Source organism: Methylopila sp. 73B, from assembly GCF_000526315.1.
Lineage (GTDB): Bacteria > Pseudomonadota > Alphaproteobacteria > Rhizobiales > Methylopilaceae > Methylopila.
Genome location: NZ_JAFV01000001.1, coordinates 1,764,672 through 1,780,806, shown reverse-complemented (window position 1 = coordinate 1,780,806; position 16,135 = coordinate 1,764,672). Strand labels below are relative to the sequence as shown.

Annotated in this window: 19 protein-coding genes; 18 read left to right on the top strand and 1 reads right to left on the bottom strand. The window is 68.1% G+C overall.

What is annotated here, in order from left to right; all coding sequences use genetic code 11:
• Nucleotides 1-293: 293 nt before the first annotated feature.
• Nucleotides 294-1,274, bottom strand: coding sequence for an aldo/keto reductase (locus K244_RS0108535; RefSeq protein WP_020185837.1), 981 nt, complete (start codon nucleotides 1,272-1,274; stop codon nucleotides 294-296).
• Between the two features lie 272 nt (nucleotides 1,275-1,546).
• Here K244_RS0108535 and K244_RS23050 point away from each other — a divergent pair, with 272 nt between their 5' ends.
• The 18 genes from K244_RS23050 to nuoL all read left to right on the top strand — a co-directional run bounded on the left by K244_RS23050 (nucleotide 1,547) and on the right by nuoL (nucleotide 16,133).
• The gene (locus K244_RS23050; protein ID WP_020185836.1) at nucleotides 1,547-2,509 is read left to right on the top strand and encodes a cell wall hydrolase; all 963 of its coding nucleotides are present in this window, start codon (nucleotides 1,547-1,549) and stop codon (nucleotides 2,507-2,509) included.
• A gap of 302 nt (nucleotides 2,510-2,811) precedes the next feature.
• Nucleotides 2,812-3,177, top strand: coding sequence for an NADH-quinone oxidoreductase subunit A (locus tag K244_RS0108525; RefSeq protein ID WP_024816396.1), 366 nt, complete (start codon nucleotides 2,812-2,814; stop codon nucleotides 3,175-3,177).
• Nucleotides 3,178-3,181: 4 nt separating this feature from the next.
• Nucleotides 3,182-3,751, top strand: coding sequence for an NADH-quinone oxidoreductase subunit B (locus tag K244_RS0108520; protein WP_020185834.1), 570 nt, complete (start codon nucleotides 3,182-3,184; stop codon nucleotides 3,749-3,751).
• A 9-nt stretch (nucleotides 3,752-3,760) separates the two neighbouring features.
• Nucleotides 3,761-4,012 carry a hypothetical protein gene (locus tag K244_RS0108515; protein WP_020185833.1) on the top strand — a complete coding sequence of 84 codons (252 nt, stop codon included), beginning with the start codon at nucleotides 3,761-3,763 and terminating at the stop codon, nucleotides 4,010-4,012.
• The gene (locus K244_RS0108510; protein WP_020185832.1) at nucleotides 4,009-4,623 is read left to right on the top strand and encodes an NADH-quinone oxidoreductase subunit C; all 615 of its coding nucleotides are present in this window, start codon (nucleotides 4,009-4,011) and stop codon (nucleotides 4,621-4,623) included. The genes K244_RS0108515 and K244_RS0108510 overlap by 4 nt, the downstream gene beginning before the upstream one ends.
• Before the next feature lie 11 nt (nucleotides 4,624-4,634).
• Nucleotides 4,635-5,060, top strand: a complete 426-nt coding sequence (locus tag K244_RS0108505) for a GFA family protein (RefSeq protein WP_020185831.1) — start codon at nucleotides 4,635-4,637, stop codon at nucleotides 5,058-5,060.
• Between the two features lie 5 nt (nucleotides 5,061-5,065).
• Nucleotides 5,066-6,250, top strand: a complete 1,185-nt coding sequence (locus K244_RS0108500; protein ID WP_020185830.1) for an NADH-quinone oxidoreductase subunit D — start codon at nucleotides 5,066-5,068, stop codon at nucleotides 6,248-6,250.
• 124 nt (nucleotides 6,251-6,374) lie between these two features.
• On the top strand, nucleotides 6,375-7,253 hold the full coding sequence (gene nuoE, locus K244_RS21650) for an NADH-quinone oxidoreductase subunit NuoE (protein ID WP_020185829.1): 879 nt from the start codon (nucleotides 6,375-6,377) through the stop codon (nucleotides 7,251-7,253).
• 4 nt (nucleotides 7,254-7,257) lie between these two features.
• A complete protein-coding gene (nuoF, locus tag K244_RS0108490) occupies nucleotides 7,258-8,559 on the top strand; it encodes an NADH-quinone oxidoreductase subunit NuoF (protein ID WP_020185828.1) in 1,302 nt (433 codons plus the stop codon).
• Between the two features lie 6 nt (nucleotides 8,560-8,565).
• Entirely contained in the window at nucleotides 8,566-8,775 is a 210-nt protein-coding gene (locus K244_RS0108485) for a hypothetical protein (protein ID WP_020185827.1), read from the top strand.
• A 12-nt stretch (nucleotides 8,776-8,787) separates the two neighbouring features.
• Nucleotides 8,788-10,860: an NADH-quinone oxidoreductase subunit NuoG gene (gene nuoG, locus K244_RS0108480; RefSeq protein ID WP_020185826.1), complete on the top strand. Its 2,073-nt coding sequence runs from the start codon at nucleotides 8,788-8,790 to the stop codon at nucleotides 10,858-10,860.
• Between the two features lie 3 nt (nucleotides 10,861-10,863).
• A complete protein-coding gene (gene nuoH, locus K244_RS0108475) occupies nucleotides 10,864-11,871 on the top strand; it encodes an NADH-quinone oxidoreductase subunit NuoH (RefSeq protein WP_020185825.1) in 1,008 nt (335 codons plus the stop codon).
• Entirely contained in the window at nucleotides 11,868-12,101 is a 234-nt protein-coding gene (locus tag K244_RS0108470) for a hypothetical protein (RefSeq protein WP_155931649.1), read from the top strand. The genes nuoH and K244_RS0108470 overlap by 4 nt, the downstream gene beginning before the upstream one ends.
• Nucleotides 12,098-12,334 (top strand): hypothetical protein, encoded by a 237-nt coding sequence (locus K244_RS0108465; protein ID WP_020185823.1) that lies wholly within the window; start codon nucleotides 12,098-12,100, stop codon nucleotides 12,332-12,334. The genes K244_RS0108470 and K244_RS0108465 overlap by 4 nt, the downstream gene beginning before the upstream one ends.
• A gap of 27 nt (nucleotides 12,335-12,361) precedes the next feature.
• Nucleotides 12,362-12,850, top strand: coding sequence for an NADH-quinone oxidoreductase subunit NuoI (gene nuoI / locus K244_RS0108460; RefSeq protein WP_020185822.1), 489 nt, complete (start codon nucleotides 12,362-12,364; stop codon nucleotides 12,848-12,850).
• 226 nt (nucleotides 12,851-13,076) lie between these two features.
• A complete protein-coding gene (locus tag K244_RS0108455) occupies nucleotides 13,077-13,706 on the top strand; it encodes an NADH-quinone oxidoreductase subunit J (RefSeq protein WP_020185821.1) in 630 nt (209 codons plus the stop codon).
• A 2-nt stretch (nucleotides 13,707-13,708) separates the two neighbouring features.
• Entirely contained in the window at nucleotides 13,709-14,017 is a 309-nt protein-coding gene (gene nuoK / locus K244_RS0108450; RefSeq protein WP_020185820.1) for an NADH-quinone oxidoreductase subunit NuoK, read from the top strand.
• A gap of 28 nt (nucleotides 14,018-14,045) precedes the next feature.
• Complete coding sequence (nuoL, locus tag K244_RS0108445; protein WP_020185819.1) at nucleotides 14,046-16,133, top strand: NADH-quinone oxidoreductase subunit L; 2,088 nt, start codon at nucleotides 14,046-14,048, stop codon at nucleotides 16,131-16,133.
• The last annotated feature ends 2 nt before the right edge of the window (nucleotides 16,134-16,135 follow it).

Genomic DNA, 16,135 nt, shown 5'->3' with positions numbered 1-16,135 from the left:
GGTATCCCTGACTTTCTGGGCTTGCCGAGTTCTCGCGCCTGAGCTGACTCCCGCGCGGCCTTTGTCTCCCGCCCCCTTGCGGGGAGGAATTAGGGGTGGGGCGCGCAAACTAGAGCTGTCGGCCATGATGTGTCTCGGGCGGCGCGAGCGGCGTCGGCCTGAGAGGCTCATCCGGAACCCCCCCCACCCCTACCCCCTCCCCGCAAGGGGGAGGGGAAGAGGGCCCGTTCCTCGACAAGCTAACCGCGACCAAGGAGGCTGGGGCGAGAGGCTTCACGTCTCGACGATCAGACTTACGAAAACCCCGCCACCGCGTGCGGCGCGTAGGGCGCCTCCAACGCCTCGATCTCCTCGGAGGTGAGGTCGAGCGACAGCGCGGCCACGGCGTCCTCGAGATGGTGCGGCTTCGAGGCGCCGACGATCGGCGCGGTGACCTCCTCCTTGTCGAGCACCCAGGCCAGCGCGATCTGCGCCCGCGGCGCGCCGCGCGCCTTTGCGATCTCTCCCACGGCGTCGATCACCTTCGCGTCCGCCGCCTCCGTGGCTTCGAACAGCGACTTGCCCACGACGTCGGTGTCCTGCCGGCCGCTCGACGCGCCGGCCTCGCGGGTCAGCCGGCCGCGGGCGAGGGGGCTCCACGGCAGCACGCCGATCCCTTCGTCCGCGCAGAGCGGCAGCATCTCGCGCTCCTCCTCGCGGTAGAGCAGGTTCAGCTGGTTCTGCATGGACACGAACTCGGTCCAGCCGTTGAGGCGCGAGGTCGACAGCGCCTTGGCGAACTGCCACGCGTACATCGACGAGGCGCCGAGGTAGCGGACCTTGCCGGCCTTCACCACGTCGTGCAGCGCCTCCATCGTCTCTTCGATCGGCGTGCCGTAGTCCCAGCGGTGGATCTGGTAGAGGTCGACGAAATCGGTCCCGAGCCGCTTCAGGCTCGCGTCGATCGAGGCGAAGATCGCCTTGCGCGACAGCCCGCCGCCGTTCGGGCCCTTGCTCATGGGGAAGTAGACCTTGGTGGCGATCACAACCTCGTCGCGGGCGACGTAGTCCTTCAGGGCGCGGCCGAGGATCTCCTCGGAGGTGCCGTCGGAGTAGCTGTTCGCGGTGTCGAAGGTGGTGATCCCGAGATCGAGCGCCTTGGCGAGGAAGGGGCGGCTTTCGTCCTCGGGCAGGGTCCAGGCGTGGTTGCCGCGGTCCGGAACGCCGTAGGTCATGCAGCCGAGCACGATGCGCGAGACCTCAAGGCCGGTGCGGCCGAGCTTCACATAGTCCATGGCGGGTCTCCCGATCCTGCGCCCCGCCAAGTCGGCGCGGGCGGCGGCACGATAGGGCGTGGCCTACGCCGGGGAAACCGCCGCCGGCGCGGTCCAGCCATCCCGTTCGGAGGCGCGGTGGGCGCGCCTCGCGCAGTTATCGGTGGAAGGCCGCAGATTCCGGCGAGTCGTTAAGCCTTTGATGACTCCCCGCAGGCCTTTTAGAGACAGTCGAGGAGCGTTGCCGAGCGGTCACGGGGGCCCGAACGGCTTCGAAGCGTGTGAGTAAACGTATGCGTAGCGTTTTCGAACGACGGGCGAAGGTTTTCGCGCTCGTCCTGCTTCCCCTGTTTCTCGCGGGCTGCGGCTCCACGTCGAAGGTGCGACGCGTGAGCCTGAGCGACCGCGAGTGCATGGCCCGCGTCATGTACTTCGAGTCGAACCGGTCGAGCGACGACGGCATGCTCGCCGTCGGCACCGTGGTCATGAACCGCAAGGAGTCGGGGCGCTATCCCCGCACCGTCTGCGGCGTCGTCGGCCAGCCCAACCAGTTCGCTCCCGGCGTGCTCACCAAACCGATGACCGACAGCGGCCGCCCGCGCGCGTTCCGCATGGCGGAGGCGGTGCTGTCCGGCGCCCGGCACCCGCGCGTCGGTCGCAAGTCCATGTTCTTCCACACCGCAGGCTACCGGTTCCCCTACCGGAACATGCACTACGTGGCCGTGGCCGGCGGCAACTCGTTCTACGAGAAGCGCAAGCCCGAACTGGTCATGGCCTCTCAGGACGACGTGATGCGCCAGCAGATGGCGGCCGCCGGCAGCCTGACCGCGTCGACCGTCTGGTCGTCGTCCAACGCCGTGCGCGAACGGCCGATCGTGGTGGCCGACGCCCGTCCCAGCCGCGCCCCGGCCCGCGACGTCGAGGCCTTCGGCTATCAGCCGCCGGCGGCCCGCCGCGCCGCGCCGGAGCCGACCTGGCGCGAAGCCCGGCTGGAGCCGCGCCGCGAACCGGCGGTGCGCCCGCAGGCGATCTACGATCCGCGTGACGAGCCCGTCGTCGAGGCCCGCCGCGAGCCGGTCTACGAGGCGCGTCCAGAGCCGACCTACGAGGCGCCCCGCCGGACGGTGAGGCTCGACGAGGCGCCCGTCATGGCGTCGGTCGGCCCCGTCTCGATCGCTCCGGAGACGCGGCCCGCGCCCCGGCAGAAGGCCCGCTCGATCGAGGATCTGATCGCGGCTTCGGAAGGCGTACGCTGATCAATCGATAGAAAATATCTATCGCTGGGATGTTGAAAAGGCGCGCCGATCCGGCGCGTCTTTTTTTACGTAAGACCTACATCTAGCAGGAGGTTTTCCCCTGCGTGGAAGCCTCGCGCCGCTGCAAGTTTGGAATTGTTACGTTTCGGACCCGTGGACGTCTTGCGCCTAAAGTGGCACGGGTCTAAGGCTCCCGATGTGCGGAGCGACGCGCGCCGATTTGGCGCATGTTCGAGCTTGGATCGTGGGCCGCGGCGCTGTCTCGTCCGGTCTTCGACACAGATGGAAGGTTCAGGCGCGCGATGACGAACCTGCTGGCCGACTACCTGCCTCTCGTCATTTTTCTCGCTGTGGCGCTCGTCGTGGGCGTCGCGCTTCTGGCCTCGCCGTTCCTGATCGCCTACCAGAATCCGGATCCCGAGAAGCTCTCGGCCTACGAGTGCGGCTTCAACGCCTTCGACGACGCCCGCATGAAGTTCGACGTGCGGTTCTATCTCGTGGCGATCCTCTTCATCATCTTCGACCTCGAGGTCGCGTTCCTGTTCCCCTGGGCGGTCGCGTTCAAGGAGGTGGGCCTGTTCGGCTTCTGGTCGATGATGGCCTTCCTCGGCGTTCTGACGATCGGCTTCGTCTACGAGTGGCGCAAGGGCGCCCTCGAGTGGGATTGACCCGATGACCGCGAACCAGACCCTGGTCGCCGACGCCCCCAAGGGCCTCGTCGACGCCTCCGGCCGGCCGATCGGCCGCGACGACCGTTTCTTCCGCGAGGTGAACGCCGAGCTCTCCGACAAGGGCTTCCTCGTCACCTCGGCCGAGGACCTCATCACCTGGGCCCGCACAGGCTCGCTGATGTGGATGACCTTCGGCCTGGCGTGCTGCGCTGTGGAAATGATGCAGGTCTCGATGCCGCGCTACGACGTGGAGCGCTTCGGGTTTGCTCCCCGAGCCAGTCCGCGGCAGTCGGACGTGATGATCGTCGCCGGCACGCTGACCAACAAGATGGCTCCCGCGCTCCGCAAGGTCTACGACCAGATGCCGGAGCCGCGCTACGTGATCTCCATGGGCTCCTGCGCCAACGGCGGCGGCTACTACCACTACTCCTACGCCGTGGTGCGCGGCTGCGACCGCGTGGTGCCGGTGGACATCTATGTCCCTGGCTGCCCGCCGACCGCGGAGGCGCTGCTCTACGGCGTGCTGCTTCTGCAGAAGAAGATCCGCCGCATCGGCACGATCGAGCGGTGAGGGAAGGCGATGGCTGAGCCAAGCGATCTCATCATTCCGATGCTTCAGCAGATCCGAACCTCGATCGAGGCGCTCGACGGGAAAATCGATCATCGTTTCGACCGAGCCGAAGAGCGCTTGAAGGCGCTTGAGGCGCAGCACAGGTCGTCCGAGCACGCTCAGACTGCCGAAACGCTGTTCGGCAAACTTGTGACGGGTGATTTCGAGGAGCAGATCGAAGCGCTCGAGCGGAAGGTCCGCGAATTGGAAAGCTCGAAATGACCGAGCCCCATCACCTCCACGACCTCGGGGCGACGATCGCCCAGGGGCTCGGCTCCGCGATCGTCTCGACCTCGGTCGCCTTCGGCGAGCTGACGCTGAAAACGGATGGCGCGCGCATCGTCGAGGTCATGACCTTCCTGCGCGACGACCCGGCGTGCCGCTTCATCTGCTTCATCGACGTCTGCGGCGCGGACTACCCTTCGCGCGAGAAGCGCTTCGACGTGGTCTACCATCTGCTGTCGCCGGCGAAGAACCTGCGCGTACGCGTGAAGCTCGAAGCGGACGACGAGACGCCGGTGCCGTCCATCACGGGCGTCTTCCCCGGCGCGCTGTGGTTCGAGCGCGAGGCCTATGACCTCTACGGCGTGCTGTTTTCCGGACACCCGGATCTGCGCCGCCTGCTGACGGACTACGGTTTCGACGGCTATCCCCTGCGCAAGGACTTCCCGCTCACCGGTTTCGTCGAAGTCCGCTACGACGACGAGGCGAAGCGCGTGGTCTACGAGCCGGTGCGGCTGAACCAGGAGTTCCGCAACTTCGACTTCCTCTCGCCCTGGGAGGGCACGGACTACGTGCTGCCCGGGGACGAGAAGGCGAAGCAGCCGAACTGAGGGGCGGGGCGATGGCGGCGGGCGAACGCATCTCCGGCAAGTGCCTGTGCGAGGCCGTGACCTTCGAGGCCACGCTGACCGACGGCGCGATGCACGTTTGTCATTGCTCCATGTGCCGCCGGTGGACGGGCGGCATGCTGACCTATCTGGCCGTCGACGCGGGCTCGCTCGACGTTCGCGGCGGCGACGCGCTCTCGGTCTACCGCTCGTCGGAGTGGGGCGAGCGGGGCTTTTGCGCACGCTGCGGCTCGTCGCTGTTCTGGCGCACGGCCGACGGCTCGACCGCCGACGTCTCGGCCCAGGCGGTCGACGACTCGGGGCGGTTCCCGTTCGCGAGCGAGATCTTCGTCGACGAGAAGCCCGGCAACTACGCCTTCGCCAACGCGACCCGCAAGGTCACCGGCGAAGAGTTCATGGCCAAGGCCCAGGAGTCTTAACGCCGGTGGCTGAGCAGGACATCCGCAACTTCACGATCAACTTCGGCCCGCAGCATCCCGCGGCGCACGGCGTGCTGCGCCTGGTGCTGGAGCTCGACGGCGAGGTGGTCGAGCGCGTCGATCCGCACATCGGCCTGCTGCACCGCGGCACCGAGAAGCTGATCGAGGCCAAGACCTACCTGCAGGCGATGCCCTATTTCGACCGGCTCGACTACGTCGCCCCGATGAACCAGGAGCACGCGTTCTGCCTCGCGACCGAGCGCCTGCTCGGCGTCGAGATCCCGATGCGCGCGCAGCTCATCCGCGTGCTCTACAGCGAGATCGGCCGGATCCTTTCCCACCTCCTCAACGTCACCACGCAGGCGATGGACGTCGGCGCGCTGACGCCCCCGCTGTGGGGCTTCGAGGAGCGCGAGAAGCTGATGGTGTTCTACGAGCGGGCGTCGGGCTCGCGCATGCACGCGGCCTATTTCCGGCCGGGCGGCGTGCACCAGGACCTGCCTGACCAGCTCGTCGAGGACATCGACCGCTGGTGCGTCGGCTTCTACAAGGCGCTGGACGACATCGACCAGCTCCTCACCGAGAACCGCATCTTCAAGCAGCGCAACGTCGACATCGGCGTGGTGCCGCTGAGCGAGGCCTGGGAGTGGGGCTTCTCCGGCGTGATGGTGCGCGGCTCCGGCGCGGCGTGGGACCTGCGCAAGTCGCAGCCTTACGAGTGCTACGCCGACCTCGACTTCGACATTCCGATCGGCAAGAACGGCGACTGCTACGACCGCTATCTCATCCGCATGGAGGAGATGCGGCAGTCCGCTCACATCATGCAGCAGTGCTGCGCGCGCCTGAAGACCGAGCGCGGGCCGATCGCGACGCTCGACGGCAAGGTTGCGCCGCCGAAGCGGGCCGAGATGAAGCGCTCGATGGAGGCGCTCATCCACCACTTCAAGCTCTACACCGAGGGCTACCGCGTGCCCGAGGGGGAGGTTTACGCCGCGGTCGAGGCGCCCAAGGGCGAGTTCGGCGTCTACCTGGTCTCCGACGGCACGAACAAGCCGTACCGCTGCAAGATCCGGGCGCCCGGCTTCGCGCATCTCTCCGCCATGGACCACCTGTGCCGCGGCAACATGCTGGCCGACGTCTCCGCGATCCTCGGCTCGCTCGACATCGTGTTCGGCGAGGTGGACCGGTGAGGCTCCGTCACGCACGCGCCGTCATGCCCGCCCTTGCGGGCATCCACGACTTGGACACGCCGCGGCTTCGGGAAGTCGTGGATACCCGGACTGCGTCCGGGCATGACGTTGAGGGAATGGCCTGATGTCCGTCCGCCGTCTCGCCGAGGTCCAGCCCGCCGACTTCGCCTTCACGCAGGACAACCTGCAGTGGGCGGAAGGGCAGATCGCCAAATATCCGGAAGGCCGGCAGGCCTCGGCCGTGATCCCGCTGCTGTGGCGCGCGCAGGAGCAGCACGGCGGGTGGCTGCCCGAGCCCGCGATCCGGCGCATCGCCGAGATGCTCGGCATGCCGACGATCCGCGTGATGGAGGTCGCGACCTTCTACACGATGTTCAATCTGCGCCCGGTCGGCGAGCACTTCGTCCAGCTCTGCGGCACGACCCCGTGCGCGCTGCGCGGCGCGAACGCGCTCAAGGACGTCTGCAGGACGCACATCGGCGAGCAGAACCACGTCACGGCGGACGGCAAGCTGAGCTGGCTCGAGGTCGAGTGCCTCGGCGCCTGCTCCAACGCCCCGATGGTGCAGATCAATTTCGACTACTACGAGGACCTCACGCCGGAGAGCTTCGAGGCCCTGCTTGAGGACCTGCGCGCGGGCCGGCCGGTGAAGACCGGCTCGCAGACCGGCCGCTCCTGCTCCGCGCCGCTTGGAGGCGACACTTCGCTGACCGACGAGACCCTCTACGACGGTTCGGTGGTCGGCTCGTGGAAGAGCCGCTTCAGCGAGGAGCACGGCAAGGGCGACGCGACCGTGACGGAGACGGCCGGCCGTCCGGAGCAGAACAGCCGTCCCGAAGCGACGGTCGCGAAAAGCGGCAAGGACGCCGAGGGCCAGACCAGCGACAAGGCCAAGACGGCGCCCGCCGTGACCGAGGACACCTCGTCCGGCTCGACCACGGTCGGAACCTCGCCGAAGACGCCGGCGTCGCCTGGCGTCGCCCCGTCCGAGAAGGGAGCGTGACGCCATGCTGACGGATCGCGACCGCATCTTCACGAACCTCAACGGCCGCCGCGGCGCCGACCTCGAGAACGCGCTTAAGCGCGGCGCCTGGGACGAGACCAAGTTCCTGCTGGAAAAGGGCCGGGACTGGATCGTCGCCGAGATGAAGGCGTCGGGCCTCCGCGGCCGCGGCGGCGCGGGCTTCCCGACAGGCCTGAAGTGGTCCTTCATGCCGAAGCCGCAGGAGGGCCGCCCGCACTACCTCGTTGTCAACGCCGACGAGTCCGAGCCGGGCACCTGCAAGGACCGGGAGATCATGCGGAACGACCCGCATCTCCTGATCGAAGGCTGCCTGATCGCGTCCTTCGCGATGCACGCCAACGCCTGCTACATCTACATCCGCGGCGAGTACGTCCGCGAGAAAGAAGCGCTGCAGCGCGCGGTCGACGAGGCCTATGCGGCCAATCTCGTCGGACCGAACAACAAGCACGGCTACCCCTTCGACATCTACGTCCACCACGGCGCCGGCGCCTACATCTGCGGCGAGGAGACGGCCCTTCTGGAGAGCCTCGAGGGCAAGAAGGGCATGCCGCGGCTGAAGCCCCCGTTCCCGGCGAACATGGGCCTCTACGGCTGCCCGACGACGGTGAACAACGTCGAGTCGATCGCGGTGGCGGGCACCATCCTGCGGCGCGGCGGCGCCTGGTTCGCCGGCATGGGCAAGCCCAACAACACCGGCACCAAGCTGTTCTCGATCTCGGGCCACGTCGAGCGGCCGTGCAACGTTGAGGAGGAGATGGGAATCTCCTTCCGCGAACTGGTCGAGAAGCACTGCGGCGGGATCCGCGGCGGCTGGGACAACCTCTACGCGGTCATCCCCGGCGGCTCCTCCGTGCCGGTGCTCCCGGAGCACCAGTGCCAGGACCTGTCGATGGACTTCGACACCCTGCGCAACCTGCGCTCGGGCCTCGGCACCGCGGCGGTGATCGTCATGGACAAGTCCACCGACATTGTCCGCGCCATCGCCCGCATTTCGCACTTCTACAAGCACGAGAGCTGCGGCCAGTGCACGCCGTGCCGCGAGGGCACGGGCTGGATGTGGCGCGTGCTGGAGCGCATGGCGGTCGGCCGCGCGGAGAAGCGTGAGATCGACATGCTGCTGGAAGTCTCGACTCAGGTCGAAGGCCACACGATCTGCGCCCTCGGCGACGCCGCGGCCTGGCCGGTGCAGGGCCTGATCCGGCACTACCGCCACGAAATCGAAAAGCGCATCGACGACTACGCCGCGAACCCCGCCCCGCGGGACTTCGCCGTGGCGGCGGAGTGAGGGGCGATGGCTGACGAACCCGACAATCTGGTGCTCGCCATGCTTCGGCGCATTGACGAGACCACGCAGCGCACCCGCGACGACATCGTGGATTTGAAAGTTCGGATGACCGCCGTTGAGGAAGGTCTCGCGGGGGTGAATCGCAGGCTCGATCGCCTGGAAATTCGAGTCGATCGTATCGAACGACGGCTCGAGCTATCTGATGTTGCGCACTGAGGCTCTGAGACCATGACCAAGATCATCGTCGACGGCGCCGAAGTCGACGTCCCGGCCGAATACACGATCCTGCAGGCCTGTGAGGCGGCTGGAGCAGAGATTCCGCGCTTCTGCTTCCACGAGCGGCTGTCGATCGCCGGCAACTGCCGCATGTGCCTCGTCGAGGTGAAGGGCGGGCCGCCGAAGCCGGTGGCCTCCTGCGCCATGGGCGTGCGCGATCTGCGCCCCGGCCCGAACGGCGAGCCGCCGGTCGTCTCCACCCGCTCGCCGATGGTGAAGAAGGCGCGCGAGGGGGTGATGGAGTTCCTGCTCATCAACCACCCGCTGGATTGCCCGATCTGCGACCAGGGCGGCGAGTGCGACCTGCAGGACCAGGCCATGGCCTACGGCGTCTCGGGCTCGCGCTTCCACGAAAACAAACGCGCGGTCGAAGACAAGTACATCGGCCCGCTCGTGAAGACGACGATGACGCGCTGCATCCATTGCACCCGCTGCGTGCGCTTCGTGGCGGAGGTCGCCGGCTGCGCCGAGATCGGCGCCATCGGCCGCGGCGAGGACATGGAAATCACGACCTATCTTGAGTCCGCCATGTCGTCGGAGCTCCAGGGCAACGTCATCGATCTCTGCCCGGTCGGCGCGCTGACCTCGCGCCCTTACGCCTTCCAGGCGCGTCCGTGGGAGCTCTCGAAGACCGAGTCGATCGACGTGATGGACGCGCTCGGCAGCGCAATCCGCGTCGACGCCCGCGGACGCGAGGTCATGCGCATCCTGCCGCGCACGAACGAGGACGTGAACGAGGAGTGGATCTCCGACAAGACCCGTTTCATCTGGGACGGCCTGCGCACCCAGCGGCTCGACCGCCCCTACGTGCGTGAGAACGGCCGGCTGCGGCCGGCCTCCTGGCCCGAGGCGCTCGGCCATGTCGCGGCGAAGATCAAGGGCGCCGACAAGGAGCGCGTGGGCGCGATCGTCGGCGACCTCGCCGCGGTTGAGGAAATCTTCGCGCTCAAGGATCTGTTCGGACGGCTTGGCGTGACGAACCTCGACTGCCGCCAGGACGGCTCGGCGCTCGATCCTTCGCTCGGCCGCGCGAGCTACCTCTTCAACGCGACCATCGCCGGCGTCGAGCAGGCCGACGCGATCCTGCTCATCGGGACGAACCCGCGCCTGGAGGCGCCGGTTCTGAACGCCCGCATCCGCAAGCGCTGGCGCCTCGGCGAGGTCCGCGTGGGCTTGGTGGGCGAGCGCGCGGACCTGACCTACGGCGCCGAGCACCTCGGCGCCGGCACGGGCTCGCTGACCGAGATCGTCGAGGGCAAGAGCGGCTTCGCCGAGGTCCTCGCCAAGGCCGCGCGGCCGCTCGTCATCGTCGGCGCGGGCGCGCTGGCGCGGGCCGACGGCCTCGCCGTGCTCGCTGCGGCCTCCAAGCTCGCGTCCGGCGCGAACGTCGCCGCGGGCTGGAACGGCCTGTCGGTGCTGCACGCCGCGGCGTCGCGCGTGGGCGCGCTCGACCTCGGCTTCACGCCGGGGCAGGGAGGCAAAACCGCCGCCGAGATGGCGGCGCCCGGCGCGCTCGACGTGGCCTTCCTGCTGGGCGCGGACGAGATCGAGATCGCCCCCGGCGCCTTTGTCGTCTACCTCGGCACCCATGGCGACCGGGGCGCGCACCGCGCCGACGTCATCCTGCCGGGCGCGGCCTATGTCGAGAAGTCCGGCACCTATGTGAACACCGAGGGCCGCGTGCAGGTCGCGAACCGGGCGACCTTCCCGCCCGGCGAAGGCCGCGAGGACTGGGCGATCCTGCGGGCGCTGTCGGACGCCGTCGGCGCGCGGCTGCCCTACGACTCGCTGCCGCAGCTGCGGGCTGCGCTTTACGCGGCTCATGCGCATTTCGCGGCCGTGGACGAGATCGCGGCCGGCGAGCCGGCGGATCTATCGGGCTACGCGGTCGGATCGCTGTCCGGCGACGCCTTCGTCAACGCCGTCGCCGATTTCCACCTGACGAACCCGATCGCGCGCGCCTCGGCCATCATGGCCGAGATGAGCGCGCTCAAGCGCGGGTCGCTCGCGCAGGCGGCGGAGTAAGTCGTGGACACCGTTCTCCAGATCCTGCTGATCCTGCTCCAGAGCGTCGCGCTGCTCGTCGCGCTCCTGGTGTTCATCGCCTACATCCTGCTGGCGGACCGCAAGGTCTGGGCTGCGGTGCAGCTTCGCCGCGGCCCCAACGTGGTCGGGCCGTTCGGCCTGTTCCAGTCCTTCGCCGACCTTTTGAAGTTCGTGCTGAAGGAGCCGGTGATCCCGTCCAGCGCGAACAAGGGCGTGTTCCTGCTCGCGCCGCTGGTGACCTGCTTCCTCGCGCTCGGCGCCTGGGCGGTCATCCCGCTCGCGGAGGGCTGGGCGATCGCCGACCTCAACGTCGGCATCCTCTACGTGTTCGCGATCTCGTCGCTCGGCGTCTACGGCGTCATCATGGGCGGCTGGGCGTCGAACTCGAAGTACCCGTTCCTCGGCGCGCTGCGTTCGGCCGCGCAGATGGTGTCCTACGAGGTCTCGATCGGCTTCGTGATCATCTGCGTGCTGCTCTGCGTCGGGTCGCTGAACCTCTCCGACATCGTGCGCGCCCAGGACACCGCCGCCGGCGTGTTCGGCTGGTACTGGCTGCCGCTGTTCCCGATGTTCGTGGTGTTCTTCATCTCGGCGCTCGCCGAGACGAACCGCCCGCCGTTCGACCTCCCGGAGGCGGAGTCGGAGCTCGTCGCGGGCTTCATGACCGAGTACGCCTCGACGCCGTACCTGCTGTTCATGCTCGGCGAGTACGTGGCCATCATGACCATGTGCGCGCTGACGACGATCCTGTTCCTCGGCGGCTGGCTGTCGCCGATCCCCTTCGCGCCCTTCACCTGGATCCCCGGCGTGTTCTGGTTCGTCGGGAAGATGTGCCTGGTGTTCTTCATGTTCGCCATGGTGAAGGCCTTCGTGCCGCGCTACCGCTACGACCAGCTGATGCGGCTCGGCTGGAAGGTGTTCCTGCCGATCTCGCTCGCGATGGTCGTGATCGTGGCGGCGGTGCTGCAGTTCACGGGGTGGGCGCCGTGACCTTCGTCGGGGGCCTCGTCGGCCTCATGCTGGGGCTGGCGCTCGGCATGCTGTTCGGGCGCGTGGCGCTGCCGCGCGTGCTGGAGCAGCAGCGCCGCCGCGGCGGCATCCGGCGGCCGGACCTGCTCGAGGGTCCGACCCGGCGGGTCTACGGCATCGTGTTTCCGGGCCTGTTCGCGGTCGGGGGCGCCGTCGGCGGCGCAGCGCTCGGCGGGTATCTCGGCGGATGACGCCGGGACTGGCCGGGGCCGTTCTGGGCGCGGCCGTCGGCGCGTTGCTGGGTTGGCTCGGCGCGAAGGCGATCAACGCCGGCGTCGACCGGCAGATCGAGAAGGCGTCCCCCGAGGACGCCAGGAAGTTCACGACGGTCCGCCGGCTCGCCGGTCCGATCGTCATCGTCACGACGATCGTGGAGATCGCGGTCGTGGGCTATGTGGCGGCGGAATTGCTGGCGGGCCGATGACGGCTCGCAAACGAAACGAGGGTTGAGATGCGGCTCGATCAAGCGGCCCGCTCGCTGTTCCTGAAGGAGTTCGTGTCGGCGTTCTTTCTGTCGATGCGCTACTTCTTCCGGCCGAAGGCGACCATCAACTACCCCTTCGAGAAGGGCGCGATCTCGCCGCGCTTCCGGGGCGAGCACGTCCTGCGCCGCTATCCCAACGGCGAGGAGCGCTGCATCGCATGCAAGCTGTGCGAGGCGATCTGCCCGGCGCAGGCCATCACCATCGAGGCCGGCCCGCGCCGCAACGACGGCACGCGGCGCACGACCCGCTACGACATCGACATGGTGAAGTGCATCTATTGCGGCTTCTGCCAGGAGGCCTGCCCGGTGGACGCGATCGTCGAGGGCCCGAACTTCGAGTTCGCGACCGAGACCCGCGAGGAGCTCTACTACGACAAGGAGCGCCTGCTCGCGAACGGCGACCGCTGGGAGCGCGAGATCGCGCGCCGCATCGCCCTCGACGCGCCGTACCGGTGAGGGGCGCAATGACGAGTGTTCAATTAGCCGGGCGTCAGGCGCAGCCTTCACCTCTCCCCGGCGGGGAGAGGTCGCGAGGCGTCAGCCTCGCGGGTGAGGGGGCTTTGCCCGCCTGGCGTGTGGGGCTCCCCCTCACCCGGCGCTGCGCGCCGACCTCTCCCCCCCGGGGAGAGGTGAAGGCCGCCCGCCGCGCCCGCCCTGACCTGCCGCGCAAGGACGTTCGCGCATGACCCTGCCAGCGCTGTTCTTTTACCTGTTCGCGGGCGTCACCGTCGCGTCGGCGTTCATGGTGATTTCGTCAAAGAATCCCGTGCATTCGGTGCTGTTCCTCATCCTCGCCTTCGTGAACGCCGCGGGCCTGTTCGTGCTGATGGGCGCCGAGTTCCTGGCGATGATCTTGGTCGTGGTCTACGTCGGCGCCGTCGCGGTGCTGTTCATGTTCGTGACCATGATGCTGGACGTGGACTTCGCCGAGCTGCGCGACGGGTTCCTGCAGTACCTGCCGATCGGCGCGCTGGTGGGGCTGATCGTGCTGGTCGAGCTGGTGCTGGTGGTCGGGACCTGGGGCGTCGGCGGCGCGCCGCACACGGTGGTCGCGAAGGCGCCGATCCCGACCGACGTCACCAACGCCGAGGCGCTCGGCCGCGTGCTCTACACCGACCACCTGCTGCTGTTTCAGGCCGCCGGCCTCGTGCTGCTGACCGCCATGATCGGCGCGATCGTGCTGACGCTGCGCGAGCGCCGGGTCGGCGTGAAGCGGCAGGACATCGCGGCCCAGGTCGCGCGCGGCCCCGCGACCGCGATCGAGGTGGTCAAGGTGCGCCCGGGCCAGGGCCTTTCGGAGACGGGGGTCTGACCATGGCGATCGCGCTCGGACATTACCTCACGGTGGCGGCGATCCTGTTCACGCTCGGCGTGCTCGGGATCTTCCTCAACCGCAAGAACGTCATCGTCATCCTGATGTCGATCGAGCTCATCCTGCTCGCCGTCAACATCAACCTGGTGGCGTTCTCCACGCACATCGGCGACCTCAAGGGCCAGGTGTTCGCGCTGTTCGTGCTGACGGTCGCGGCCGCCGAGGCCGCCATCGGCCTCGCGATCCTCGTCGTCTACTTCCGCAACCGCGGCACCATCGCGGTCGAAGACATCAACCGGATGAAGGGGTGAGGGGCGTCTCAGCCCCGACGGACCGCTGATGTACCATCTGATCGTCTTTCTCCCCCTTCTTGGCGCGATCCTCGCAGGGGTCATCGCGCTCGCGGGCGCGCGCCGGCGCAACCCCGGCGCGGTCGGCCCGCTTGATGCGTTCCACCACGCGCACGACCATGGCCACGCCGGGCGTCACGCCGCGCATGGCCATGACGCGCATGGCCATGACGACCATGGGCACGACGACCACGGCCCGGTCGAGCCGGCGGCGCAGGGCTCGCGGCTCGCGGAGCTGATCACCACCGGCCTGCTGATGGTGTCGGCGGCGCTGTCGTGGATCGCCTTCATCGACGTCGGCCTGTCGGGCAACGACGCGCACGTCACGGTGCTGCGCTGGATCACTTCTGGCAGCCTCGTGATCGACTGGGCGTTCCGGATCGACACCCTGACGGCGGTGATGCTCGTCGTCGTCACCTCGGTGTCGGCGCTCGTTCACCTCTATTCGATCGGCTACATGCACGAGGATCCGCACCGTCCGCGATTCTTCGGCTACCTCTCGCTCTTCACCTTCATGATGCTCATGCTGGTGACGGCGGACAATCTCGTGCAGCTGTTCTTCGGCTGGGAGGGCGTCGGCCTCGCGAGCTACCTGCTGATCGGCTTCTGGTACCAGAAGCCCTCCGCCAACGCCGCCGCCATCAAGGCCTTCGTCGTCAACCGCGTCGGCGACTTCGGCTTCCTGCTCGGCATCTTCGCGACCTACGTCATCTTCGACAGCGTGCAGTTCGCGACCATCTTCGCCGACGCGCCGGGCGCCGCCGAGAAGACGATCCACTTCCTCGGCCACGACTGGCACGCGCTCACCGTCATCTGCCTGCTGCTGTTCATGGGCGCGATGGGCAAGTCGGCGCAGCTCGGCCTGCACACCTGGCTGCCGGACGCGATGGAGGGCCCGACGCCGGTCTCCGCGCTGATCCACGCCGCCACCATGGTGACGGCGGGCATCGTGCTCGTTGCGCGCATGTCCCCGCTGTTCGAGCACGCGCCGGACGCGCTGACCGTGGTGACGATCGTCGGCGCGACGACCGCGATCTTCGCGGCGACGGTCGGTCTGGTCCAGAACGACATCAAGCGCGTCATCGCCTATTCGACCTGCTCGCAGCTCGGCTACATGTTCGTGGCGCTCGGGGTCGGGGCCTACAGCGTCGCGGTGTTCCACCTCTTCACCCACGCTTTCTTCAAGGCGCTGCTGTTCCTCGGCTCGGGCTCGGTCATCCACGCGATGCACCACGAGCAGGACATGCGGAAGATGGGCGGCCTGCGCCGGCTGATCCCGCTGACCTACTGGATGATGGTGATCGGCACCTTGGCGCTGACCGGCTTCCCGCTGACCGCCGGCTATTTCTCGAAGGACGCGGTGATCGAGGCGGCCTACGCCGCGCACACCAGCGCCGGCATGTACGCCTTCGCGCTCACCGTGCTCGCGGCCTTGCTGACCTCGTTCTACTCCTGGCGCCTGATCTTCCTGACCTTCCACGGCGAGCCGCGGGCGTCGCTCGAGACCATGAGCCACGTGCACGAGAGCCCGCGCGTCATGACGGTGCCGCTGCTGGTGCTCGCCATCGGAGCGCTGTTCGCCGGTCTCGTGTTCAAGTCGCGCTTCATCGGCGAGAAGTACGACGACTTCTGGAACGGCGCGCTGTTCACCGGCGAGCACAACGAGATCCTGCACCACATGCACGAGGTCCCGGCCTGGGTGGTGTACGCGCCCTTCGTGATGATGGTGGTCGGCTTCGCCGTGGCCTGGCTGTTCTATGTGAAGAGCCCCGGCATTCCGGCGGCGCTCGCGCGCCGGCACGAGCTGATCTACCAGTTCCTGCTCAACAAGTGGTACTTCGACGAGCTCTACGACCTGATCTTCGTGCGCCCGGCGAAGTGGATCGGCCGCTTCCTCTGGAAGACCGGCGACGGGCGGATCATCGACGGGCTCGGCCCGGACGGGATCTCGGCCCGCGTGATCGACGTCACCAACCGCGTCGTCCGCCTGCAGACCGGCTACGTCTACCACTACGCCTTCGCGATGCTCATCGGCGTCGCGGCCCTCTTCACCTGGTTCCTGATGCGGGGGCTGTGAGG